Source organism: Neorhizobium fuzhouense (genome assembly GCF_042611105.1).
Taxonomy (GTDB): Bacteria; Pseudomonadota; Alphaproteobacteria; order Rhizobiales; family Rhizobiaceae; genus Neorhizobium; species Neorhizobium galegae_A.
Window position 1 is genome coordinate 57264 of the sequence record NZ_JBHFFP010000002.1, and the last position, 22728, is coordinate 79991.

Here is a 22728-nt window from a genome sequence, read left to right on the forward strand (position 1 = left end):
TCCGAAACTGGACTCAAATCTGCATGTAACTGGTTGTTTTTGCGGATTTACGAAGGTATCAGCCGCGCCGGTCGATGGGTGCCGACCGCAGCCATCGCAGGGTCAAAATGCCCGTCAGGCAGATGGCGGCAAGAGCTGCGGCAAGGCCGAAGACCGAACCGTAGCGGTCGACGAGATAGGCAGATACCGCACCCCAGTCGGGGCGGACCTGCGAGGCGGTGTTGAAACTTTCCTTGGCGAAGGCGCAAAGAACAAAGGACGTGCCGGCAAGGACCATATCGTGGTCAAGATCTGAAATCACGGCCCGCGCGGCACCTTGCGTCTGGGGCAAGAGGGACAGCCTCTCCAACATGGCCTTCAGCCCGGCCATGTCCGCATGGGCGCATTCGTTGAACGGGTTTTCTTCGTCCGTCAGGCTTCCTGGCACCAGCAGCCAGAGACAGTTGGCGGACTGCATCTGGTTATGCAGGAGAAGCGCCGAGAGTTCCGCATCCGTCGCGGCAGCCTGCCTTGCCAGCGGGATAATTCGGTCGCGGTAGGGCGCGATGACGCGCATGGCGGCATGATCGATGGAGGGGATGGCATAGCCGGACTGGTCTTCGGGCGCGTCAAAACCATGCGCATGCGAGACCGAAGGCGCTATGGGCACCAGCAAAAGCAGCAGCAGAACGAGGTGCAGGCTTTTCATCGGTTTCCCCTGTCCTTGCCGATCATCCTATACCGGCCTCCGCTCCTGATCCACATCCGCCATGCGCCCGTGTCGGAAAGGAGAATGGCCGGCCTCACGCACCATGCCTTGCTTCCCGTCATAGCTCAGATCTCCGGCTCAGATCCTCGGCTCAAATCCTCGGCGTAGACAGAAGCCAGAGCCCGAAGGCGGTATAAAACACCATCAGGCCGGCAAACGGCAGTTCCAGCCAGAAGAGCCGGCGCTTGTGTCCCGGCGTCCCGGCTGCGCTCTCGGCCATCAGCGCATGCGCGAGAATGACCGCCACCACATGCCCAAGCGCGATGGCTGCCGTCTGCGTATTGAAGATTGCCTGCACGCCCTCGAAGGTGAAGAGGAAGGAGGTCGTCACGTGGTGATCCGCAAGCCCCAGAAGATCCCAGCCCCGCGCGAAGGGATCCGACACGGCAACCCCGAGGTTCTGCATCTCGACCAGCACCAGCGTCAGGTAATGCGACAGCTGGAAGGCCACGGAAATCGGAATGATGCTGTGGATCAGCCGCCCGGCGACCGGCAGCATCGGGCGTGTCCCGGACAGCCAGCATCCCAGGACGACGCTCAGGGCAAAAAGGCTGGCGAGGGCCGCAAAGGCGAGAAGGATGCCGAGACTGGAGGACAGCATGACGGCACTGCGGCCGGGAAATTCCAGCGGGTTGACGCCGATGGCGGAGAGCCAGACGAAGGTGCGGGAAAAGCCGTCGAACGTCACTGTCGAAAGCGTCAGCAGGATGAAGGCCATGCCGCTCACGGAAAGCGGCAGCAGATCGAACAGCTGCTTTCCGGGCCAGCAGAGAAACAGGCAGAGCCTGCGCTCCGGGGTGCGGTAGAAGCCGATGGGCGACAGTTTTGCGATCAGGAAGAAAAACAGCGAAAAGGGTTCGCCGCGCATGCGCCAGGTGGCTTCGCCAAACACCAGCATGGCCAGAAGATTGAGGCACCAGTAGAGGCTGACGGCAATGGCGAGGCGGGCCGGATCGCTGGGGCTCAAATCCACCAGCTCGAACCAGGCAAAGGCATAGAACTGCACAAGCGCCGGGAGATAGCCAAGCACCGCCGGCAGCGGCAGAAGCGCCTGCGCGCCGACCGGCCTTTTCACCAGCCGCCGCAGGAGGTGCAGCGGCCCGCTCCACGGATTGAGCACGCGCCACAGATGGCCGAAGAGCCCGTGTGCGATGGTGAGGCACACCCACCAGAGCGTCCAGATGACCGCCGGCAGCGGATTGAGCAGCGGGTCACGGCTGCCGAAAAACCCCGCAAGCACCATCACCGTCATGGCAAGGAAGGAGGCAAGGCTGATCCATGCACCGGGTGGCGCGGCGACGGCCGCAAACCGGATGATCCTCGCATAAAGCCAGCGGGTAAAACCGTCCGGCAGCAGCGAAAACAGCAGGAAGGTGATTGCCACCACGAAGGCGGCGCCGGCGAGGTAATAGCCCGTCGGCAAGAGCAGGACGATGCCGCCTTCCGCGCCATGCGCCAGGGCGCCCACAGGCGCAAGACAGGCGAGCGGAATGGCAAGACAGAGAGCGGCCCAGACCCGTACATTGCGCGCCTCCTCCATCATCCGCGCTGCCTCGCTTCCCTCAATGGCCGACACCGAGATAGGTTTTCAGGACCGATGGATCGGCGCGCACCGCATCGATCTCCATCTCAGCCTTGATCTCGCCGTGATCCATGAAAGCGATGCGGCTTGCGACCGGCAGCACCGCATCGATGCGCTGCTCCACCAGCAGTACGCCGACGCCTTCGTCGCGCAGGCGGATCACCACGTCGCGAATGGTGGCGATCATGCTCGGCATCAGCCCTTCCGTCGGCTCGTCCAGCATCAGGATCGTCGGCTCGATGCAGAGCGCGCGGGCAATCGCCAGCATGGTCTGCTCGCCGCCCGACAGCGTGCCGGAGCGCTGCGAAAAGCGTTCCCGAAGGGCCGGAAAATAGGAAAGCGCCCGCTCCAGGGCATGCGGCCCGCTCTTGCGCGTCATCAGCCCGATCTCGAGATTTTCCCGCACGGTGAGTTCGGCAAACAGGCGCCGCCCTTGCGGCACGTAACCGAGCCCCGCCATGGGGATGCGGTTGGCGGGCAGGCCCGTCAGGTCCGCACCATCCAGCACGATCCGCCCCCGCTGAGGCTTCACGATGCCCATGATGGATTTGAGCGCCGTCGTCTTGCCCGCTCCGTTGCGGCCGAGAAGGCAGAGAACCTCACCCGGCGCGACCTTGACCGAGAAGTCGCGCAAGGCCTGGCTTTTTCCGTAATAGGCGTCGAAATTGTCGATCGTCAGCATCACGCCCCCAGATAGGCTTCTTGCACGGCGGCATTGTCGCGGATTTCGGCGGGCGTCCCCTCGGCCAGAAGTTGCCCGCGCGACAGGACCGAAATCCTGTCGGCAAGCGACATCACCACATGCATATTGTGTTCGATGAGCAGGACCGTGGCGCGGCTGGAAATGTGCCGCACGAGGACGAGGAAGTCCTCGATTTCCGCATCCGACAGTCCTTGCGTCGGCTCGTCCAGGATCAGAAGCTTCGGTTCGAGCGCCAGCCCCATGGCAATTTCCAGAAGTCGCTGATGGCCATAGGCAAGTTCGCCGGCAATTGCATCCGCCCGTGAGGAGAGGCCCACGGCATCGAGTGCAAGCGCCGTTTCCGCTTCGAAATCAAGTGGCGCGCCCCTGTGGCGGTGCGCCCTGCCCTGCACGGCAACACGGACATTCTCCGCCACGGTTTTCGTCGGGTAGATATTGGTGATCTGAAAGGTATAGGCGATGCCGCGCTGCACGCGCTTATAGGCCGGCAGTCGCGTCACGTCTTCGCCGGCAAAGGTGATGGTGCCGCCGGACACGTCGGTGCGGCCGGAGAGCAGGCTGACGAAGGTGGTCTTGCCGGCGCCGTTCGGGCCGATGATCGCCCGGATCTCGCCCTCGTAGAGGGTAAAGTTCACCCCGTCGACCGCCTTCAGGCCACCGAAATGGCGCTTCAGGCCGGAGGTCACCAGAAGCGGTGTCAAAGAAGCCATGGCGCCCACCTTTCCCGGACCGTGCCCAGAATTCCCTTCGGAAACCAGAGGATGACGACAATCAGCACCACGCCGATCACCAGCAGGTAAGCGGAGGTGAGTTCGCTGAGCTTATCGATCATCGCGACCATCAGAAGAACGCCGAGGAGCGGTCCGATGATCGTTCCGGCGCCACCGAGCAGCGTAAACAGCAGCGCTTCGATGGAATACTGGAAGGACGCGAAGGTGGAGCCGATATAGCCGAAGAGCAGGCCATAGGCCGCACCCGCTGCCCCCGACATCGCGCCCGAGATGACGAACATTTCGAGCTTGCCGGCAAAGACGTTGAAGCCGAGCATTTCGGTCCGTCCCTCATTGTCGCGGATGGCCGTCGCCACCCGCCCGCGTGCGCTCGCAAGATAGGCAAACAGCAGCACGAGGCAGAGCGCCAGAAGCAGGAAAGCGAGATTGTAACGGGTGAGCGCGCTGGAGAGATCGAGCGTCCAGCCAAACAGGTCCACCGCACGCGCCGACATCGGCAGCGAAAGCCCCTCCTGCCCGTTCGTCCATTCGGCAAAATATAGCACCATCAGATAGGCGACCTGCGCAAACATCAGCGTGACGATCATGAACGAGACGCGGATGGTGCGCAGCGCCACGGCCCCGATGACGAGCGCCACGACCGCCGAGGCGAGGACGGCAAAGCCGAAGGCGAAAGGCAGGCTCCAGCCGAAGTGATAGACGGTGAGGCCCGCGCCATAGAGGCCGGCGGCAAAGAACATCGCATGGCCGAGGCTCAACAGACCGATATAGCCAAGCAGGGCATTGAAGCCGAGGGCAAAGACGGCAAGCACCATCATGCGCGTGGCCATCAGCACATGATAATCCGGCAGCACGAATTGCAGGACAAACAGCATCAGAAGGACGCCGGCGTTGAGGACCAGATTGTTGCGGTAAGCCGATTTCGTCATCGCTCCGCCTTTCCAAACAGGCCGTTCGGACGAAAGACGAGCACGAGCGCCACGAGAAGCGTCGAGACCATCTTGGCAAGGGTCGGCGAAAACATCACCGACAGGATGCCGTCCGACAGGCCGATCAGGATGGCAGCCACCACCGTGCCGGACATGCTGCCGAGCCCGCCGATGATGACGACAATGAAGGAGAGGAGCAGCGGATCGGCCCCCATCAGGTAATGCGCCTGCTGGATCGGCACCACGAGCACGCCGGCAAGCGCTGCCAGTCCGGCGCCGGCGGCAAACACCACGGCCGAGACCCGGTCGACGGGAATGCCAAAAGCCTGCGCCGTCTCACGGTCGAACTGGGCCGCGCGCATGATGAGGCCGGCCCTGGTTTTCTGCAGCACGAACCAGATGGCGCCCATGATGACAATGGCGGCGGCAATGACGAACAGCTTGTAGCTGGAATAGCCGAACCACGGGAAGCGGATCGTATAATAGAAAGGCGGATCGACCGGCCGCGCATCGGGGCCGTAGACGATCAGCACCGTCTGCTGGAGAATGTAGAGAAGGCCGATGGTGGCAACGATGGTGGCTTCCGGATTGTAATCGAGCCGCTTCAGGATCAGCCTTTCGCCGGCAAAGGCAATCGCTCCGACGATGACCGGGCTGATGACGAGCGCCACGGCAAAGCCGATGGCCGGATGGCCGGTGACGAGGCTTGCGGCAAACCAGGCGATGACGGCACCGAGCATGACGAATTCGCCATGGGCGACGTTCACCACCCGCATGACGCCGAAGACCAGCGACAGGCCGGCCGCCGTGATGCACAGCACCGCCGCCTGCACAAGCCCCTCAAGGGTTGCCAGAAAGAGATAAGGCCCAAGAGCCATGGGGAGGCTGCCTTCCTTGCATCAGCGTCCGAAACTGCCTTTCAGCAATCGCCGGACGCAGTTGACCTTGCCTCGCCGGCCCGGTGGCCGGCGAAGCTTGCTTGTCCAGAGAGAGCGCAGATCAGAGAGCCAACTTGGTGTAATCGGCATCCGTATCGTAAAGGCCGTCCTCGATGGAGGTGCGATGCACGACCTTCAGCTTCCCGCCTTCGACCTTGGAAATGTTCTGCGAGCCGAAGACCTGGTGTGTCTTGCCGTTGAACAGCTTTGCCCCTTGCGGATGCTCGCGGCTTTCGGCGATCGTGGAGATGGATTCCATCGCCACCACGAGATCCTTCTTCTGCGCCTCGCCCTTGTAGTTGGAAAGCTCCATGGCCTGCTTCATCACGAAGAGCGTTTCCCAGATGGAGAACATGTGGGAATAGGTCGAGATGTCCTTGCCATCCTTGACGCTGGCGCCATTGGCATCGACGCCAACCTTCTCGCGGAAGAACTTGTCGAACTCGCTCTGGTTGACCTGGGCATAGCGCGGATAGGCCTCCCAGAAGTAGGAGCCTTCGAGGAAGCCGAGTTGCGGCGTGGCAAAATCGACGCCTTCCAGCGAGTCGATGAAGCCGAAAATCTCCGGGCGCTTGCTGCCGAGATAATCGCCCAGTTCCTTGACGAAGGTGAGCACCGCCGGGCCGACCATCACGTGATAGATCACCTCCGTCGAGGGCGGGATCTGCGGGAAGTAGCGGGTGAAGGAGGTTTCCGTCGGCGGCACGGCGATCTTGCCGACCACTTCGCCGCCCTGCGCCTTGATGGCGGCGGTGAAGAAATCGCGGTGATCATGGCCGAAATTGTAATCCGGATAGATCATCGTCACCTTCTTGCCGAGGGTGTCGCCGATCCAGGGTGCCATCGAAGTCACCTGCGCCCGTACATCGGTAATGCCCGGCTGGAACGTGTAGCGATTGAGTTTGCCCGCTCCGAGAAGGCTTGCCTCCGAGCAGATGAAATAGGGCAGTTTGAGCTCCCCGGCCCGCGGTGCAGCGGCTGCGACGACGTTGGAGAACAGGTGGCCGAAAACGGCATCCACCTTGTATTGCGAGGCAAATTTTTCAATCACTTCCGTGCCACGCTTGGGGTCCGTACCATCGTCCTCGACGATAAGTTCGATCTGGCGGCCGTTGATGCCTCCCATCTCGTTGGCCACCTTGACGGCGGCCATGGCCGTGCGCTCATACCAGCGGCCATAGGAGGCGCCGATGCCCGTGCGGTGGATGGGCGCGCCAAGCTTGATCGTGCCGCTCTGGGCAAAGCCCGGCCGCAGCACGGCAGGGCTTGCGAGCGCGGCTGCGGCACCGCCTGCGGTTTTGAGAAGATGACGACGCGACAGCGGCAGAAATGTCTTTGAATCCCGATGCATGCTCATTCCCCTTTTTTTATGGATCGATCAGAACAACAAACGGAAGTTTGGATGGTCTGTATCCCCTGACAGACATCCTCATCCCCAAAAGCGCAGGCGTGATATGCGCCGCACGATAGCAAAGACCATTGTCCGCACAAGAAAATAATAGGTCCTCCGATTAGCCTTAGGCCCGGTCGGCGCCTGCCCATGGCAGCGGCCGACAAGGATTTCTCAAGGTTCGGTCAGATCGCGGCACGATCCTTCATTCCCTCCCGTAACTGATTGTTTCTCCTCATGCCTCACCCTGTCCTGCGCGTGCCGCATCGGTTGCCGGCTCATTCAGCACGCCCGCGTCGGACACCACGACACCGAAGAGATCCAGAGCCTCGCCGGCCGTATAGCGCTCCAGCCGCACATCGCGCGCCACGGCTGCCGGATCCCGCCGCAGCGGATCGCCATAGCCGCCGCCACCCGGCGTCTGTACCCGCACCCGGTCACCGGGCTTTAAGGGAATATCCTGCGCCTTGGACAGATGTTCCGGCTCCATGGCGACACCGTCGCGCGCGACGATCACCCGGTTCACCCTGCCATCGCGCCCGCCAAGTGCCCCCGGCGGGCCGAAGCGCCCGTGATCCATGACGAAGCTTGCCGTTGCGTCACCGCGCCTGAGCTCGATCTCGTAATCCAGCCCGAAGCCGCCCCGATGATAGCCGGCCCCGCCGGACCCCTCGCGCAGTGCATAGCGGTGGTAGAGCACCGGATACTGCTGTTCCATGATCTCCACCGGCGGCGCCTTGGAGATGCCGATGGTGGAGCAGCCGTTCGCCAGTCCGTCATGATTGGCATTGCCGCCATAACCGCCGCCGGAAATCTGGTACATGACATAGCCCTGCCCCCGTTCGGGATCGAAGCCGCCCAGCGCGAAATTGCCGGAACTGCCGGCGGGCGAAGCCGTGACGCGATCGGGCAGTGCCTCGACAAGGGCTGCAAACACCGCTTCTGCGATGCGCTGGCTGACCTCTGCCGCACAGCCGGAAACAGGGCGCGGATACTGCGCATCAAGAAACGTACCTTCTGGGCGGATCACGTCCAGCGGCTCAAACGCGCCCGCCGAAATCGGCACATCGGGAAAGATGTGGCGCATGGCGAGGTAGACGGAGGACAGCGTGGTGGCGAGCACCGAATTCATCGGCCCGCGACACGGCTCTGACGAGCCGGTGAAATCGAAGGTGAGTTTGTCGTTCTTTGCGGCGATCGAGAGGCGGATTTCGAGCGGTTCGTTCACCACCCCGTCGCTGTCGATATAGGCAACCGACCGATAGACGCCCTCCGGGATCAGCCGGATATTGGCGCGCATCTGCTGGCTGGCGCGCAGGCGCAATTCCTCGATTGCCGCCTCCACAACCGCATCGCCATAGCGGTCGAGCAGACGTTCAAGACGCTTTTCACCGACGAGAAGTGCTGCGGCCTGCGCCTTCACGTCACCGATGCGCTGCTCGGAGACGCGAATGTTGGAGCAGATGATGGCGTAGATTTCCGGGTCGAGCACGCCTTGCTTGAAGAGCCGCACCGGCGGCAGCCGCAAGCCCTCCTGCTCGACGGAGGTGGCAGACGCCGAAAAGCCACCCGGCACCGCGCCGCCCGTATCCGGCCAATGGCCGGTATTGGAGAGCCAGCAGAAAATCCTGCCATTGCGATAGACCGGCATGGCAAAGCGCACATCCATGAGATGCGTGCCACCGAGATAGGGGTCGTTGACGATATAGATATCACCGGGCTGCGGGGCTGCCGCCGTGCCGGCGGCGATCATCTCGATCAGCACCCGCGTCGAATATTGCATCGTGCCGACGAAGACCGGAAGCCCGGTGGAGCCTTGCGCGATGAGCGCCCCGTCGACCGCAGAATAGATCCCGTCGGAACGGTCGTTCGCCTCGGCAATCACCGGCGAAAAGGCGGCGCGCGAAAACGACAGGTCCATCTCGTCGCAGACCTGCTGCAGGCCGGACTGGATGACGGAGAGCGTGATCGGATCGATCTGCATGGGATCAGCCTTTGACCGTGATGATGAGATTGCCGTCGCGGTCCTGGGCGGCGCTGTCGCCCGGTTCGAGAAGAATGGTCGTATCCATCTGCTCGACAATCGCCGGCCCGGCAATCACCGCATCAAGAGGCAGATGATCGCGCCAGTAGACGGGCGTTTCGACAAAGCCATCGAACCAGACGCTGCGCGTTCCGGTCTGCGCATCCTCAAGCCGCGCCCGGCGTCCGGCGGGATCGATCAGGGCCGAGAGGTCGATCTCCTCGCGCTCGCCGATGACGGAGGTGTTAACGTTGACGAGATTGGCACGAATTTCCGGCAGTTCGACGTGGAAGCGGGCGAAATAGGCCTCCTCAAAACGCCGCTGCAGGTCTTCCCGGCTCGGCACTCCATCGGGAAGCGCCACGCGCAGCACATGCGTCTGGCCGATGAACTGCATGTCGACGGAGCGGATTTCGCGGATATTCCGGATGCTGACGGCCTCCTTGCCGATGAGGCTTCGCCCTTCGGCGCTCTGGCGCGCAAAGATCGAATGCACCGCATCAAGATCGGCGATCGCCAGCGGCCTGTTGACCGTCTGCACGAAGTCATGCCGCAGGTCGGCCACCACGCAGCCGAGTGCATTGGTGATACCCGGCCGCGACGGCACCAGAACTTTGGGAATACCAAGCTCGCGGGCGATGGCCGACGCATGCAGCGGCCCGGCACCGCCGAAGGCAAACAGCGCAAAATCGCGCGGATCCTCGCCAAGGCTCACCGACACCATGCGCACCGCATCCGACATGCGGGCATTGGCGATGCGGATGACGGCCGCCGCCGCCTCGATCGCATCCAGCCCCAGCGGCGCACCGATGGTGGCGCCGAAGATATCCTTGACATCCTGAAGGGTGACGCCACCCGGTACGGTTGCAAGCCGGGCGGGGTTGAGACGCCCGAGCAGCAGATTGGCATCCGAAATCGTCGGCTTTTCACCGCCGCGCCCATAGCAGATCGGACCGGGGGTCGCACCGGCACTCTGCGGCCCCACCTGCAACAGGCCGGCCGCCGTAATGCTCGCAATCGAGCCGCCCCCCGCGCCGACGGTGCGCACATCCACCATCGGCACATGGATCGGCATGGCATATTCCACCTCGATCTCGTTGGAGACCGTCGGCTCGGCATTGCGGATCAGCGCCACATCCGTCGAGGTGCCCCCCATGTCATAGGTGATGAGGTTGCCCATGCCGGCGCGCCGTCCGGTATAGGCGGCCGCCATGACGCCCGAGGCGGGGCCGGACATGACCGTCTTTGCCGCCTCGTTTGCCACATGGCGGGCAGAGACCATGCCGCCATTGCCGTTCATGACAAGCACGTCATGCCGGTACCCGCGTGCCGCCAGCGTATCGGCCAGCCGTTCTACATAGCGCCGCAGCAGCGGCTGTACGGAAGCATTGACGGCAGCGGTGACGCCGCGCTCGTATTCCCGGCTTTCCGACAGAAGCGCATGTCCCAGCGTAATATTGCCGTTCGGCCAGAGAGCCCGCGCGATCTCGCCGGCGCGGATCTCGTGGGCGGGATTGGCATAGGCATGCAGGAAGTGGATGACCAGTGCCTGGCAATCCATCTCGATCAGCCGCATGACGGCAGCGCGAAACGCATCTTCGTCAAGCGCCGTCACCACGTTGCCGCGCGCATCCATTCGCTCCGGCACTTCAAGGCGCAGGTCACGCGCAATGATCGGGTGAAACTCGCCCTTCATGCCATAGGCCTGCGGACGCGTACGCCGGCCAAGCTCCAGCACATCGCGAAAGCCAAGCGTGGTGATGAGGCCGGTGCGACAGAGCTGGCGCTCCAGCACCGCATTGGTGGTGGTCGTGGTGCCGTGGACGATGAGATCGAGAGCCGCGATATCGGCGTCGGCCGCGTTCAGCGCATGGATGACGCCAAAAGCCTGATTGTCGAGGGTGGTCGGAACCTTGGCCAGTCGCACTGTGCCGTGGGCGGCGTCAAACAGCACCAGATCGGTAAATGTGCCCCCGACATCGATGCCGGCGACAACCGATTGACGTGCGGGCGCAATCCGGGAGTCATCCCCCCGGGGCAAGTGCTGAGACACGGCTGTTCCTCGTTTTTTATTTGTTTGTATACGAACGAGTTAAAGCCGCTTTTTGCTGCCTGTCAAGCTGCAAGACCGACAACCAAAACGACGAAGGCCGCTGCATCGGCAGCGGCCTTCGAACGCGATCCGGTCTGCTCCCGGCGCTCAGGCAACCTGCACCAGATGCCCGTCGGACACCTCGCGATATTGCCGCACCGGCGGCTTGAAACCGACGGGACGGACGGGGCTCTTCAGCTCGTCATTGGAAATGCCGCGGCGGATACCGCGACGGGCGGGATCCGGCACTGGCACCGCCGCCATCAGCTTCTTCGTATAAGGATGCTGCGGATTCTCGAAGACGGCGGCGCGCGGGCCGATCTCGACGATCTCGCCGAGATACATCACGGCGACGCGGTGGCTGACGCGTTCCACGACCGCCATATCATGACTGATGAACAGGAAGGCAAGGTCGAGGCTCTCCTGCAGGTCGAGCAGCAGGTTGCAGACCTGCGCCTTGATCGACACATCCAATGCCGACACGCTTTCATCCGCCACGATCACCTTTGGATCGAGCGACAGCGCGCGGGCAATTGCGATGCGCTGGCGCTGGCCGCCGGAAAATTCATGCGGGAAGCGCCCCATGATATCGCCCGACAGGCCGACGCGCTCCAACAGGTAGGCCGCCTTTTCGCGCGCTTCTGCCCGGTTGCCGAGGCGGTGCTTCAAAAAGGGTTCGGCAATCGCCTGCCCCACGCTCATGCGCGGGTTGAGGCTCGAAAACGGGTCCTGAAAGATCATCTGGATGCTCTTGCGCATCCGCTGCAGTTCCAGCGAGCCCAGGCCGCGCACATCGTATCCGTCGAGCTGGATCTGGCCGGATGTCGGCTCGATCAACCGCATGATCGAACGCCCGGTCGTGGATTTGCCGCAGCCCGATTCGCCGACCAACGACAGGGTTTCGCCCTGGCGCAGATCGAATGAGACGTTTTCCACCGCGTGGATGGAGCCGGTCTGGCGGCTGAACAGGCCGGAGCGGACCGGGAACCGCGTGACGAGGTTTTTGACCTCCAGGATCGGCTGCTGGCTGGAGACGGTTGCCTTGCTTTCGATCGGGGCGACCGAAATTCCGGTCTTTGTGTCCACCACCGGAAAACGCAAGGGCGCTGTGCGGCCTTCCATCGAACCGAGTTTCGGCACTGCCGAGAGAAGCGCGCGGGTATAGGGGTGCTCGCCGTGGTGGAAGATCTCGGAGGTCGGGCCGGTTTCCACCGCGTCACCGCGGAACATCACCACGGTGCGGTCGGCGATCTCGGCCACCACGCCCATGTCGTGCGTGATGAACAGCACGGCCATGCCTTCCTCGTCCTGCAACTCCTTGATGAGGTCGAGGATCTGGCCCTGGATGGTGACGTCAAGCGCCGTCGTCGGCTCGTCGGCGATCAGCAGTTTCGGGCGCGAGGCAAGCGCCATGGCGATCATCACCCGCTGGCGCATGCCGCCGGAGAACTGGTGCGGATATTCGTCGAATCGGGTGTTGGCGTTGGGGATGCGCACCCGCTCCAGCATGCGGATGGTTTCCGCCCGCGCCTCTGTCTTCGTCATGCCCTTGTGACGCGTCAGCACCTCGGAAATCTGCCGGCCGATGGTGAAGATCGGGTTGAGCGAGGTCATCGGCTCCTGAAAAATCATCGAGACCTCGTTGCCGCGCACAGCCCGCATCTCCTTTTCCGAGAGCGCCAGAAGGTTGCGGCCGTTGAGGATCACCTCCCCCTCGATGCGGCTCGCCCCTTCCGCCAGAAGCCGCATGATCGACAGCGACGTCACGCTCTTGCCGGAGCCGGATTCGCCGACGATGGCGAGCGTCTCCCCGGCAGAGACGTCGAAGGACACGTTTCTCACCACCGGTTTCCAGCCGCCATCGGCACGGAAGGCGGTGGTGAGATCGCGCACGGAAAGGATCGGTTCTGCGGTCATGACGGTTTCCAGGGCGTGGCAAAGGATGCGCTGTCGCGGCCGCTTGCGATGCGTTCGGCCTCGAGGCTTGCGATCTTGCGGTCGATTTCACTGCGGTCGATCAGGCCATGCGGATTGTCCCGCGTCGGCATGGTCTCGGCCACGTGGATGTAGCGCTCCTGCGCCACATTATAGAGCCGCCAGAGTTCTTCGAGCGGATCGGGATGGTCGTCGGCGCGCAGGCTGAGCCAGGCGTAATCCTGATCGCGGTAGATGGTCAGCGCTGCCGACTGCTTGCCGCGCTTGTCGCCGCCGGCCGCTTCGCCGGCCTCCATGGCGCCGAGCAACCGCTCGGCAAAGGGGGCGCTGGCCAGATCCTTATAAGCTGCCAGCGTCTTTTCGATCACTTGCGGCCCCGCCAGCATATTGCCGGCAACCGACACATTATCCTCGATAATATGGCCGGCCCAATCGATGCATTTGGCACCGGTAAAGACGGCATTGCGGCCGGTCGCATCGATGAGGTGCAACTGCCGCTGCTGGGCGCCGTCGTCGCGCGCCGTCAGCGTATCGATGATGTCTTGCGGGCTTTTGCCTTGCCCGAGCATGGCAAGCCCATCCGTTCCGTAGAGCGGACTCACAAAGGCTTGCGTGGCGACGGCACCGATGCCGCCGCGCATATAGGGAACGGCCGAACCAACGGCAAAGAAGCGGCTGGCAACGGCAATGCCGAGATGGCCGGTTTCAGGATCGCGAGCGACAATGGACCAGGTCATGGCTCAACGTCCCACGGCATAGGCTTGCATCAGGCGCGGCGTGGCCGCTGCCCGCAGCAGGCCGTCTGCATCCCGGCGCGCGGCGGTCAGGCGTCCGACCGTCCAGTTGTCGGCAACGGTCACCTGATGGCCGCGACGGCGAAGGTCTGCAATGGTCGCTTCGCCAAAACCTGCTTCCACCATGATATGGCCGGGCTCCGACGTGCGCGGATAAAACGAGCCGGGGAAATGCGTGGTGTGGAACAGCGGCGCATCGATGGAGGCCTGCAGGTTCTTGCCGTGATGGACATAACGCAGGAAGAAGGGCAGCTGCCACTGGTCTTGCTGGTCACCACCGGGTGTTCCGAACGCCAGCGTCGGGCGGCCCTGGTGCAGCGCAAGCGAGGGCGTCAGCGTCGTGCGCGGGCGCTTGCCCGGCGCAAGCGAGGTCGGCAGGCCATCCTTCAGCCAGAACATCTGGGCGCGCGAATTCAGCGCAAAACCGAGACCCGGCACGGTGGGCGAGGACTGCAGCCAGCCACCTGACGGCGTGGTGGACACCATATTGCCCCAGCGGTCGATGACATCGATATGGACGGTATCGCCCTTCTTTTCGGTGAGATGCGACATGGTCGGTTCATAGACCGCGCCCTTGCCGGAAAATTCCGCCAGCATGGCCATGGTCGCGTCACGCTGGTGCTCGTAGCCGGGCACGGTGCCGGGGCGCAGTTCCATCGAGGCTTCCGCCCCCATCAGCTTGCGGCGCTCGTTGTTATAGCCGTCCGAGAGGAGCGTGTCCGTCGGGATCTGGCCGAAATCCGGGTCGCCGTAATAGACCTCACGGTCGGCATAAGCGAGCTTCATCGCTTCCACCACATGGTGGACGAAATCAGGGCCGGTCGGGTCCATCGCGGCAAGGTCAAAGCCTTTCAGCAGCGCCAGCGACTGCAGAAGCACCGGCCCCTGCCCCCAGGCCGGCGTCTTGGCGACCGTCCAGTCGTGATAATCAAACGTCTGCGGCGCCTCGACGGTGGCACTCCAGTTTGCCATGTCGTCGGCCGTCAGCACGCCCTTGTGGCGGATGCCGCTTGCGTCCATCACCTCGGCCGTCTTGAGGTAGGTATCGATGCGTTCCGCGACGAAGCCGCGATAGAAGGCATCGCGTGCGGCCTCGACCTGCTCTTCGCGGCCGGATTTCGCTTCCGATTCCGCAATGATCCGCTTCCAGGTTTCGGCAAGAACCGGGTTCTTGAAGTTCGAATGCGGCTCGGGCGCTGAACCGCCGGGAAGCCAGGTCTCATGCGAGGCAGGCCATTCCTTGGCGAAGAAATCCGCAAGCCCCTTGATGGTGGCGGATACGCGCGGCAGCACCGGATGGCCATGCTCGGCATAATAAATGGCAGGCTCCAGCACCTCGCGCACGGACATGGTGCCGTAATCGCGCAGCATCAGCATCCAGCCATCGAAGGCGCCCGGAATGACGGTGGAGAGAAGCCCATCGCCGGGGATGAGTTTTAAGCCTTCCGATGTGTAATGCTCGATGGTGGCGCCGGCGGGAGCCGGGCCCTGCGCGCAGATCACCTCAACCTTGTCGGTCTTCTTGGAATAGATGATCGCCGGCATATCGCCGCCGGGACCGCAGAGATGCGGCTCGACGATCTGCAGCACGAAGCCGGTGGCGACTGCTGCATCGAAGGCATTGCCGCCCTTTTCCAGAATGCTCATGCCGACGGCGGACGCGATCCAGTGGGTGGAGGTGACGACACCGAACGTGCCGAGGATTTCAGGCCGAGTGGTAAAATCAGTCATGTCGTTTGCCTTTGCACTCAGTGTTCGCGCGGGTCCAGCGCATCGCGCAGACCATCGCCCAGAAGGTTGAAGCCGATCACCACGAGGAAGATCGCGGCACCCGGCCACATGGCCATCCACGGTGCCTGGGAGAGAAAGTTCTTAGCCACATTCAGCATCGAGCCCCAGCTAGCCGCCGGCGGCTGCTGGCCAAGGCCAAGGAAGGAGAGGCTCGCTTCGGCGATAATGGCAGTCGCAATGGTGAGCGTCGCCTGCACGATGATCGGTGCCGTCACGTTGGGCAGGATGTAGCGCACCATGATATCGACGTGTCCGAGGCCGACGGAGCGGGCGCCTTCGACATATTCCTCCTGCTTGACCGACAGCACCTGACCGCGCGTCAGCCGCACAAAGATCGGCATGGCGGAAAGTCCGATGGCGATCATCGCATTGGTAAGGCTTGGGCCCAGAAAGGCGGCAAGCGCGATGGCCATGATGAGGAAGGGCATGGCGAGCAGTGCTTCGGTGATGCGCGAGATGACGAGATCCACCCAGCCGCCGAAATAACCGGCAAGAATGCCGAAGGGCACGCCGATGCCGACGGCCAGTGCCACGGAAAAGACGCCGGCCATGAGGGACGCCTGCGCGCCCCAGATCATGCGCGAGAGAATGTCGCGGCCGAGATCATCGGTGCCGAGCCAATGGGCGGCAGACGGCGCCTTGCGGATGGCAGACCAGCTGGTCGCCACCGGATCGGGGATCGGCAGAATGGGGGCAGCGGCCGCGAGAATTGCGAAAAACAGGATGATGACGAGGCCGGCCAGCGCACTGCGGCTCGCCTTCAACTTCTTCCAGGCGCGACTTTTCTCGCGTTTGGCGGTGAGCGGCGCCTGTTCGATCATGGTCATAGGCTTGCCCTCAGACGCGGATTGAGGAGAACGTAGAGAATGTCGGCAATGAGGTTCATCAGGATGAAGCCGACGGCGGTGCACATGACGACGCCCTGCACCACGGCGTAATCCCGGTTGAACACGGCATCGACGATCAGCTTGCCGAAGCCTGGAATGGTAAAGATCTGTTCGGTGAGCACCGCACCCGCCAGCAATTCGCCAAACAGCAGCGCCGTCAGCGTGATGACCGGCAGAAGCGCATTGCGAAAGCTGTGGCTGAGGATCACGTCGCGCGGGGACAAGCCCTTCGCACGGGCGGTACGGATATAATCGGCCGAGAGAACGCCGAGCATGGCCGAGCGCGTATGGCGCATCAGGGTGGCGGCAAGTGCCGTGCCGAGCACGAAGGACGGCATGATCATGGTCTGCAGCGAGCGCACAGGATCGACAAAGATCGATTCGAAGCCCGACGCCGGCAGCCAGCCGAGGTTCACCGAGACGAGCAGGATCAGCATGATGCCGAGCCAGAAATTCGGCACCGACAGGCCAGACAGCGCCACGAGGCTCGCGACGTAATCCAGCACCGTGTTCTTCTTCACCGCTGCCAGAATTCCCATCGGCACGCCGATCACGAAGGCAAAGATCATCGACATCACCGCCAGCTGGATGGTGACCGGCAGTTTCTGCGCAATCAGCTCCGTCACCGGCTGGTTGGTGCGCAGCGAAATGCCGAGATCGCCGGTCAGCACGCCGCCGATCCAATGGACATATTGCACCGGGATCGGGTCGTTCAGGCGGTATTTCTCCCGCAGCAGTTCCAGGACGGCCGGATCACGCTCCTCGCCGGCCATGGCAAGGATAGGATCGCCCGGCAGCAGCTTCTGCAGCGAGAAGACGAAGATGGAGATGATCAGCAGGGTCGGGATCGCGACCAGCAGACGTTTTCCGATATAGACAGGCATCAAGGCCATCCTTCACGGGGACTGGGTGGGATGGAGGCGCCGCGGGCTGAACTCCGCGACGCCCGGAAGGCCGTTCGGCCTCCCTCTTGTCTTTCACGTAAAGGCGATCAGCCCTTCTTCATGCCGACGAGGCGGATCATGCCATCCGGCGAGGCGGTGAAACCGGTGACCGACTTTTTCATCGCCCAGATCCACGACTGGTGGCCGAGATAGATGATCGGCATGTCGTCGTTGAGGATGACGCTCGCCGCATCATACTTTTCCTTGCGCACGGCGTCGTCCGTGGAGGCACGCGCCTCGTTCAGCAGTTCGTCCACCTTGGGGTTGCAGTATTTGGTATCATTGATACCGCCCTTGCAGGTGATGAATTGGTGGATATTGCCATCAGGATCGACACGGCCCGACCAGTCGGAACGCGACAGCTGATAATTGCCGCGCGTCTGCTCATCGAGAAGCGTGGCAAATTCGGTGGACTTCAGCTGCACGTCGAAACCGGCTTCCGCCACCATCGACTGCACCACCTGCATCATCTGCTGAGCAACCGGGTTGTTGGGGATCTGCATTTCCACGGGCACGCGGTCGAAACCGGCTTCCTTCACGAGCGCCTTTGCCTTGTCCACATCGCGCGCCGGCACCGGAATGGCCTTGTTGAACCAGGGGCTGTTCGGCGGGAACGGCTGGTTGCCGCCAACGGCTGTGCCTTCATAAACGATCTGGTTCAGCGCATCGCGGTCGATGGCGAGCGAAAAGGCCTGGCGCAGGCGCTTGTCCTTGCCGAACGGGTTGTCGGCGCGCGGGCCGTTGCCGATATTGGCGTAAAGCGCCATGTAGCCGATGTTGACGACGTCGGCATAGGTGAGCTTGCTGTCGGACTTGACGGCCGCCGCATCGGTCGGTGCCAAACGCTCGATGAAATCGAGGTCACCCGACTGCAGGTTGGCAAGCCGTACGGTCGAATCCGGGATCGGCAGGTAGGTCACCTTGTCGATGAAGACATTGTCCTTGTTCCAGTAATCGGCGAACTTCTGAAGGACGATACGGTCCTGCTGCACGCGCTCGACAAACTTGAACGGACCGGCGCAGACCGGCTTGGAGCCGAAATTGGCGCCGAGTTCCTTGGCAGCCTTCGGCGAGACGATCATGCCTGCCCGGTCGGAGAGCTGGGCAAGCAGCGTCACGTCCGGCTTCTTCAGTGTGAATTTTACTTCCAGCGGGCCGGTCGCCTCAATCTTTTCGACGGAGGACAGTTCGCTCTTGCGGCGTGATTCGGGAAGCGTCAGGTTGCGCTCGATGGTGGCAACGACAGCTGCGGCATCCATTACCGTCTCGTCATGGAATTTGACGCCGTCGCGCAGCTTCATGGTCAGAACCTTGCCACCTTCCGACCACGCCCATTCGGTGGCCAGCTGCGGCACGATCTTCAGGTCCGGCGAGACATCCACCAGCTTGTCGCACAGGGCGGTGTAGACGATGCGCCCGACAAAAGTCCGCGACTGGGCCGGATCCAGCACGTCGGCATCATCCTGCAGGCCGATCTTCAACTCGACGGCGGCGGCTGGCAGCGCTGTCAGCGCGGTGAAGGCAAGCGCCGTGGTAAGGCGCAGAAAACGGGACATGGTCATTCTCCTCTGATCCATTGCAATGGGTTTCTGGCATTCACGGGTGCCGGCTTGTGCCGCCGGCTTTCCCAACCCTAGGCGAGCCGCCCGGGACATGTTCAGGACACGACTTCCACCGGTTCGGCAGATAGTGCGGGTTCGATACTATCGAGCGACGTGGCACGGATGAGCCGCTCCTGGAGCATCAGCAGATGCTGGCGCATGGCCTCGCCCGCGCGCGCTGGATCGCGCGACGCAATGGCGTCGATGATGTCGGCATGCTGGGCATAGGCCAGGTTGATGCCATTGTCGGTGCGGGCGCGTTCGCGAATGTTCTGCCAGGCCTCGTTCTGGCGCACATGATTGATCACATCGAAAATGGTGAGGAACAGCCGGTTGCGCGCGCTCTGGGCGATCTGCCGGTGCAGCGCGCCATCCCAGAGCTCCCGCGCATCCGCGTCATCGCTCTTGGTGATCTTGACGGCCAGTTCGCGCATGCGAACCAATTCGGAGGGCTTGGCGCGCAAGGCGGCAAGCTGCGCCAGCTGCGGCTCGATGCGCAGGCGCACCTCCATGATCTCCATGAAATCGGTGCCGGCAACAATTGCTCCGACCTCGCCCGCCAGCGTATCCGGCCGCTGGCCGACGAAGGTGCCAGAGCCCTGGCGGCGCCAGACCGCGCCTTCCGCCTCGAGCACCTCGAGCGCCTGGCGCACGGCGCGCCGCCCAATGCCGAGACGCTCCGACAGCGCCCGCTCGGTGGGCAGTTTGCCATCGGCGCCGAAGTCGCCCTCGTGCAGCAAGGCGCGCAGCTTTTCCAGTGCGTAATTGGCATTGTCGAGGGGTGGCTGCGTCTGTACCATTGTGTGAACCAATTGGCGATTGGTTCATCTTCGGGCAAAGGTCGCCCGGAAGTCAAGCCAGAATCTGAGCACAATCGGATTTGCTTAAATAATATGCATCCGCCTGTGATTATTTTTCCGGAACGTCGTCGCCAGAAGAGAAATTGGTCAGATATCGACGTTATCATTTGACCCAAATCATTTGTTGCGTTGCAATAAGCATCACACCGGAAGACGAGGCACCCTCATGTACCAATACGATCTCATCGTCATCGGCAGTGGCCCTGCCGGCCGCCGCGCCGCGATCCAGGCGGCCAAGCTGGAAAAAAAGGTTCTGGTCATCGAACAGGGTCGACGGGTGGGCGGTGTTTCCGTGCATACCGGCACGATCCCGTCTAAAACGCTGCGCGAAACCGCGCTCAATCTCACCGGCTGGCGCGAGCGCGGCTTTTATGGCCGCTCCTACCGGGTCAAACAGGAAATCAGCGCTGAAGACCTGCGCCGCCGCCTGCTGATCACCCTTGATCATGAAGTGGAAGTGCTGGAGCACCAGTTCGCCCGCAACCGCGTGCAGCAGATGCGCGGCCGTGCCCAGTTCGTCGATCCGCATACGATCGAGGTGGAAAAGGTCGACGGAGAAATCCTGCGGCTGACCAGCGCCTCGATCCTGCTTGCCGTCGGCACCCGGCCGTATCGCCCCAAACACATTCCCTTCGACGGCGATGCCGTGATCGACAGCGACGAGCTTTTGGAAATCAAGGCCGTGCCGCGCTCTCTCGTCGTGGTCGGGGCCGGCGTCATCGGCATCGAATATGCCACGATCTTCAGCACGCTCGACACCCAGGTCACCGTGGTCGAGCCGCGCGAGTCCATGCTCGACTTCATCGACAAGGAAATCGTCGAGGATTTTGCCTACCAGCTGCGGGACCGCAACATGAAGCTGATCTTTGGCCAGACGGTGGAAAAGGTCGAGCGCGAGCAGCCGAAAGGCAAGTGCCGCGTGACGCTGAAGAGCGGGCGCGTTCTACAGGCAGAAATGGTGCTGTTTGCCGCCGGCCGCGTCGGCGCCACCAGCGCGCTCAACCTTTCCGCCTGCGGGCTTGAGGCCGACAGCCGCGGCCGCCTGAAGGTGGACCCGGACACGTTCCAGACCGCCGTGCCGCACATTTATGCCGCCGGCGACGTGGTGGGTTTCCCAAGCCTTGCCTCCACCTCGATGGAACAGGGCCGCATCGCCGCCCGTCACGCGGTGGGCGCCGAGGCCAACGAGCCGCCGCAATATTTCCCCTACGGCATCTATGCCGTACCGGAAATCTCCACCTGCGGCCTCACCGAAGAAGAAGTCATCCAGCGCGGCATTCCCTATGAGGCCGGCATCGCGCATTTCCGCGAAACTTCGCGCGGCCACATCATGGGCCTCGATTCTGGCCTCCTGAAAATGATCTTCTCGCTGAAGACGCGCCGGCTTCTCGGTGTTCACATCGTGGGAGAAGGCGCAACCGAACTGGTGCATATCGGCCAGGCGGTGCTGAACCTCAAAGGCACGGTCGAATATTTCGTCGAAAACACCTTCAACTATCCAACGCTTGCCGAAGCCTACAAGATCGCCGGTCTCGACGCCTGGAACCGCATGGGCGAAGGACCGAAGGAAGCGCCGGTTGCAACCTCGCAGTCGCTCGACCCGGCAACACCCGAGGTTGCCCCGGCAAAGTCGGCCTGACAGTCAGCACCGGAAACAATCGAGCCCCGCCGCGCAGACAGCGCGTGCGGGGCTTTTTCGTTTCTGCCGGTATGGACCGCGCAATAAAAAAGCCGCCTCGCAGAACGAGACGGCCTTTTGGTGAGGAACAGCCGGCGACAGGCGCCGGCTTTCCGAAACGATTAGCGCGAATAGAATTCGACGACCAGGTTCGGTTCCATGATTACGGCGTAAGGAACGTCCGACAGCGTGGGAACACGAACGAAGGTGGCAACCATCTTGGTGTGGTCGGCGTCGATGTAGTCCGGAACGTCGCGTTCAGCGAGCGACACCGATTCGAGAACAGTGACCAGCTGCTTGGACTTCTGGCGCACTTCGATTACGTCACCGGCCTTGCAGCGGTACGAACCGATGTTGACGCGAACGCCGTTCACCGTGACGTGGCCGTGGTTGACGAACTGGCGGGCCGCAAAGACCGTCGGTACGAACTTGGCGCGATAGACGATGGCGTCCAGGCGCGATTCGAGCAGGCCGATCAGGTTTTCGCCGGTATCGCCCTTGCGGCGGTTGGCTTCGTCATAGGTGGCGCGGAACTGCTTCTCGCGGATATCGCCGTAGTAGCCCTTCAGCTTCTGCTTGGCGCGCAGCTGCACGCCGAAGTCGGAAAGCTTGCCCTTGCGGCGCTGGCCGTGCTGGCCGGGGCCGTATTCGCGACGGTTGACCGGGGACTTCGGACGGCCCCAGATATTTTCGCCCATGCGGCGATCGATTTTGTACTTGGATGCAGCGCGCTTGCTCATCGCATTTCCTTTCACAGTTTGAAAGGCCGGTCCTTGCGAACCAGCCTTCAGGAAACACGCCCTCCTAAGAAGGGCCTCTTTCAAGGCCACCTCTGACAGGTTTCTCACGGAGCGTCCGGAGACAACCACGGGACATGTCGTTGAAACACAGGACATTGCTATCCGGTGCTGGCGCGGTCTTTAGGGGCAAGTCATGAGATTGTCAACATCCGTAGCCATTGCGGACGGAGATAGGCACACCTGTGGCTTGGCACATTCAACATGACAGCACGATGGCGATGAATGGTGGAAAAAATTGTTCCAGCCCTCTTGAACCACAATTTTGCCATCCCCAGATTTTTGCCAGCACCGGGCCCCTCTGA

Annotated in this window: 18 protein-coding genes; 1 reads left to right on the top strand and 17 read right to left on the bottom strand. The window is 62.5% G+C overall.

The features are described 5' to 3' along the window. Window positions 1-58 precede the first annotated feature (58 nt). The 16 genes from ACEXP3_RS04155 to ACEXP3_RS04230 form a co-directional block, all read right to left on the bottom strand. Window positions 59-688, bottom strand: a complete 630-nt coding sequence (locus ACEXP3_RS04155; RefSeq protein WP_377296148.1) for a hypothetical protein — start codon at window positions 686-688, stop codon at window positions 59-61. Window positions 689-839: 151 nt separating this feature from the next. Beyond that, a complete protein-coding gene (locus tag ACEXP3_RS04160; RefSeq protein WP_377296149.1) occupies window positions 840-2324 on the bottom strand; it encodes a hypothetical protein in 1485 nt (494 codons plus the stop codon). Continuing rightward, a complete protein-coding gene (locus tag ACEXP3_RS04165; protein ID WP_210104671.1) occupies window positions 2311-3012 on the bottom strand; it encodes an ABC transporter ATP-binding protein in 702 nt (233 codons plus the stop codon). The genes ACEXP3_RS04160 and ACEXP3_RS04165 overlap by 14 nt, the downstream gene beginning before the upstream one ends. Further along, window positions 3012-3734 (bottom strand): ABC transporter ATP-binding protein, encoded by a 723-nt coding sequence (locus ACEXP3_RS04170; RefSeq protein WP_377296589.1) that lies wholly within the window; start codon window positions 3732-3734, stop codon window positions 3012-3014. The genes ACEXP3_RS04165 and ACEXP3_RS04170 overlap by 1 nt, the downstream gene beginning before the upstream one ends. After that, a complete protein-coding gene (locus ACEXP3_RS04175; RefSeq protein ID WP_377296150.1) occupies window positions 3731-4693 on the bottom strand; it encodes a branched-chain amino acid ABC transporter permease in 963 nt (320 codons plus the stop codon). Before ACEXP3_RS04175 ends, ACEXP3_RS04170 begins: the two co-directional genes overlap by 4 nt. Further along, complete coding sequence (locus tag ACEXP3_RS04180; protein WP_210104669.1) at window positions 4690-5571, bottom strand: branched-chain amino acid ABC transporter permease; 882 nt, start codon at window positions 5569-5571, stop codon at window positions 4690-4692. The genes ACEXP3_RS04175 and ACEXP3_RS04180 overlap by 4 nt, the downstream gene beginning before the upstream one ends. A 121-nt stretch (window positions 5572-5692) precedes the next feature. Then, window positions 5693-6982: an ABC transporter substrate-binding protein gene (locus ACEXP3_RS04185; protein WP_377296151.1), complete on the bottom strand. Its 1290-nt coding sequence runs from the start codon at window positions 6980-6982 to the stop codon at window positions 5693-5695. Window positions 6983-7256: 274 nt separating this feature from the next. Next, window positions 7257-9005, bottom strand: a complete 1749-nt coding sequence (locus ACEXP3_RS04190) for a hydantoinase B/oxoprolinase family protein (protein ID WP_377296152.1) — start codon at window positions 9003-9005, stop codon at window positions 7257-7259. 4 nt (window positions 9006-9009) lie between these two features. After that, complete coding sequence (locus tag ACEXP3_RS04195; protein ID WP_377296153.1) at window positions 9010-11097, bottom strand: hydantoinase/oxoprolinase family protein; 2088 nt, start codon at window positions 11095-11097, stop codon at window positions 9010-9012. Between the two features lie 147 nt (window positions 11098-11244). Then, window positions 11245-13053 carry an ABC transporter ATP-binding protein gene (locus ACEXP3_RS04200; RefSeq protein WP_377296154.1) on the bottom strand — a complete coding sequence of 603 codons (1809 nt, stop codon included), beginning with the start codon at window positions 13051-13053 and terminating at the stop codon, window positions 11245-11247. Continuing rightward, window positions 13050-13808, bottom strand: coding sequence for a DUF1028 domain-containing protein (locus tag ACEXP3_RS04205; protein WP_377296155.1), 759 nt, complete (start codon window positions 13806-13808; stop codon window positions 13050-13052). Before ACEXP3_RS04205 ends, ACEXP3_RS04200 begins: the two co-directional genes overlap by 4 nt. Window positions 13809-13811: 3 nt before the next feature. After that, window positions 13812-15596: a gamma-glutamyltransferase family protein gene (locus tag ACEXP3_RS04210; protein ID WP_377296156.1), complete on the bottom strand. Its 1785-nt coding sequence runs from the start codon at window positions 15594-15596 to the stop codon at window positions 13812-13814. Window positions 15597-15613: 17 nt separating this feature from the next. Further along, window positions 15614-16483 carry an ABC transporter permease gene (locus ACEXP3_RS04215; protein ID WP_377296157.1) on the bottom strand — a complete coding sequence of 290 codons (870 nt, stop codon included), beginning with the start codon at window positions 16481-16483 and terminating at the stop codon, window positions 15614-15616. Next, window positions 16480-17427 carry an ABC transporter permease gene (locus ACEXP3_RS04220; RefSeq protein ID WP_377296158.1) on the bottom strand — a complete coding sequence of 316 codons (948 nt, stop codon included), beginning with the start codon at window positions 17425-17427 and terminating at the stop codon, window positions 16480-16482. The genes ACEXP3_RS04215 and ACEXP3_RS04220 overlap by 4 nt, the downstream gene beginning before the upstream one ends. Window positions 17428-17534: 107 nt before the next feature. Further along, on the bottom strand, window positions 17535-19043 hold the full coding sequence (locus tag ACEXP3_RS04225) for an ABC transporter substrate-binding protein (protein WP_377296159.1): 1509 nt from the start codon (window positions 19041-19043) through the stop codon (window positions 17535-17537). 101 nt (window positions 19044-19144) lie between these two features. Beyond that, a complete protein-coding gene (locus ACEXP3_RS04230) occupies window positions 19145-19888 on the bottom strand; it encodes a FadR/GntR family transcriptional regulator (RefSeq protein WP_377296160.1) in 744 nt (247 codons plus the stop codon). A 226-nt stretch (window positions 19889-20114) separates the two neighbouring features. Between ACEXP3_RS04230 and sthA the strand changes: the two genes are divergently transcribed. Next, on the top strand, window positions 20115-21587 hold the full coding sequence (gene sthA, locus ACEXP3_RS04235; RefSeq protein ID WP_377296161.1) for a Si-specific NAD(P)(+) transhydrogenase: 1473 nt from the start codon (window positions 20115-20117) through the stop codon (window positions 21585-21587). 161 nt (window positions 21588-21748) lie between these two features. Here sthA and rpsD read toward each other — a convergent pair whose 3' ends face one another. After that, on the bottom strand, window positions 21749-22366 hold the full coding sequence (gene rpsD / locus ACEXP3_RS04240) for a 30S ribosomal protein S4 (protein ID WP_210104658.1): 618 nt from the start codon (window positions 22364-22366) through the stop codon (window positions 21749-21751). Between the last annotated feature and the right edge of the window lie 362 nt (window positions 22367-22728).

Bases quoted from the DNA above. Each gene is read 5' to 3' on its own strand.
- ACEXP3_RS04155 (WP_377296148.1), bottom strand. From the start codon at position 688: ATGAAAAGCCTGCACCTCGTTCTGCTGCTGCTTTTGCTGGTGCCCATA.
- ACEXP3_RS04165 (WP_210104671.1), bottom strand. From the start codon at position 3,012: ATGCTGACGATCGACAATTTCGACGCCTATTACGGAAAAAGCCAGGCC.
- ACEXP3_RS04175 (WP_377296150.1), bottom strand. From the start codon at position 4,693: ATGACGAAATCGGCTTACCGCAACAATCTGGTCCTCAACGCCGGCGTC.
- ACEXP3_RS04180 (WP_210104669.1), bottom strand. From the start codon at position 5,571: ATGGCTCTTGGGCCTTATCTCTTTCTGGCAACCCTTGAGGGGCTTGTG.
- ACEXP3_RS04185 (WP_377296151.1), bottom strand. From the start codon at position 6,982: ATGCATCGGGATTCAAAGACATTTCTGCCGCTGTCGCGTCGTCATCTT.
- ACEXP3_RS04190 (WP_377296152.1), bottom strand. From the start codon at position 9,005: ATGCAGATCGATCCGATCACGCTCTCCGTCATCCAGTCCGGCCTGCAG.
- ACEXP3_RS04200 (WP_377296154.1), bottom strand. From the start codon at position 13,053: ATGACCGCAGAACCGATCCTTTCCGTGCGCGATCTCACCACCGCCTTC.
- ACEXP3_RS04205 (WP_377296155.1), bottom strand. From the start codon at position 13,808: ATGACCTGGTCCATTGTCGCTCGCGATCCTGAAACCGGCCATCTCGGC.
- ACEXP3_RS04210 (WP_377296156.1), bottom strand. From the start codon at position 15,596: ATGACTGATTTTACCACTCGGCCTGAAATCCTCGGCACGTTCGGTGTC.
- ACEXP3_RS04215 (WP_377296157.1), bottom strand. From the start codon at position 16,483: ATGACCATGATCGAACAGGCGCCGCTCACCGCCAAACGCGAGAAAAGT.
- ACEXP3_RS04220 (WP_377296158.1), bottom strand. From the start codon at position 17,427: ATGCCTGTCTATATCGGAAAACGTCTGCTGGTCGCGATCCCGACCCTG.
- ACEXP3_RS04225 (WP_377296159.1), bottom strand. From the start codon at position 19,043: ATGTCCCGTTTTCTGCGCCTTACCACGGCGCTTGCCTTCACCGCGCTG.
- ACEXP3_RS04230 (WP_377296160.1), bottom strand. From the start codon at position 19,888: ATGGTACAGACGCAGCCACCCCTCGACAATGCCAATTACGCACTGGAA.
- sthA (WP_377296161.1), top strand. From the start codon at position 20,115: ATGTACCAATACGATCTCATCGTCATCGGCAGTGGCCCTGCCGGCCGC.
- rpsD (WP_210104658.1), bottom strand. From the start codon at position 22,366: ATGAGCAAGCGCGCTGCATCCAAGTACAAAATCGATCGCCGCATGGGC.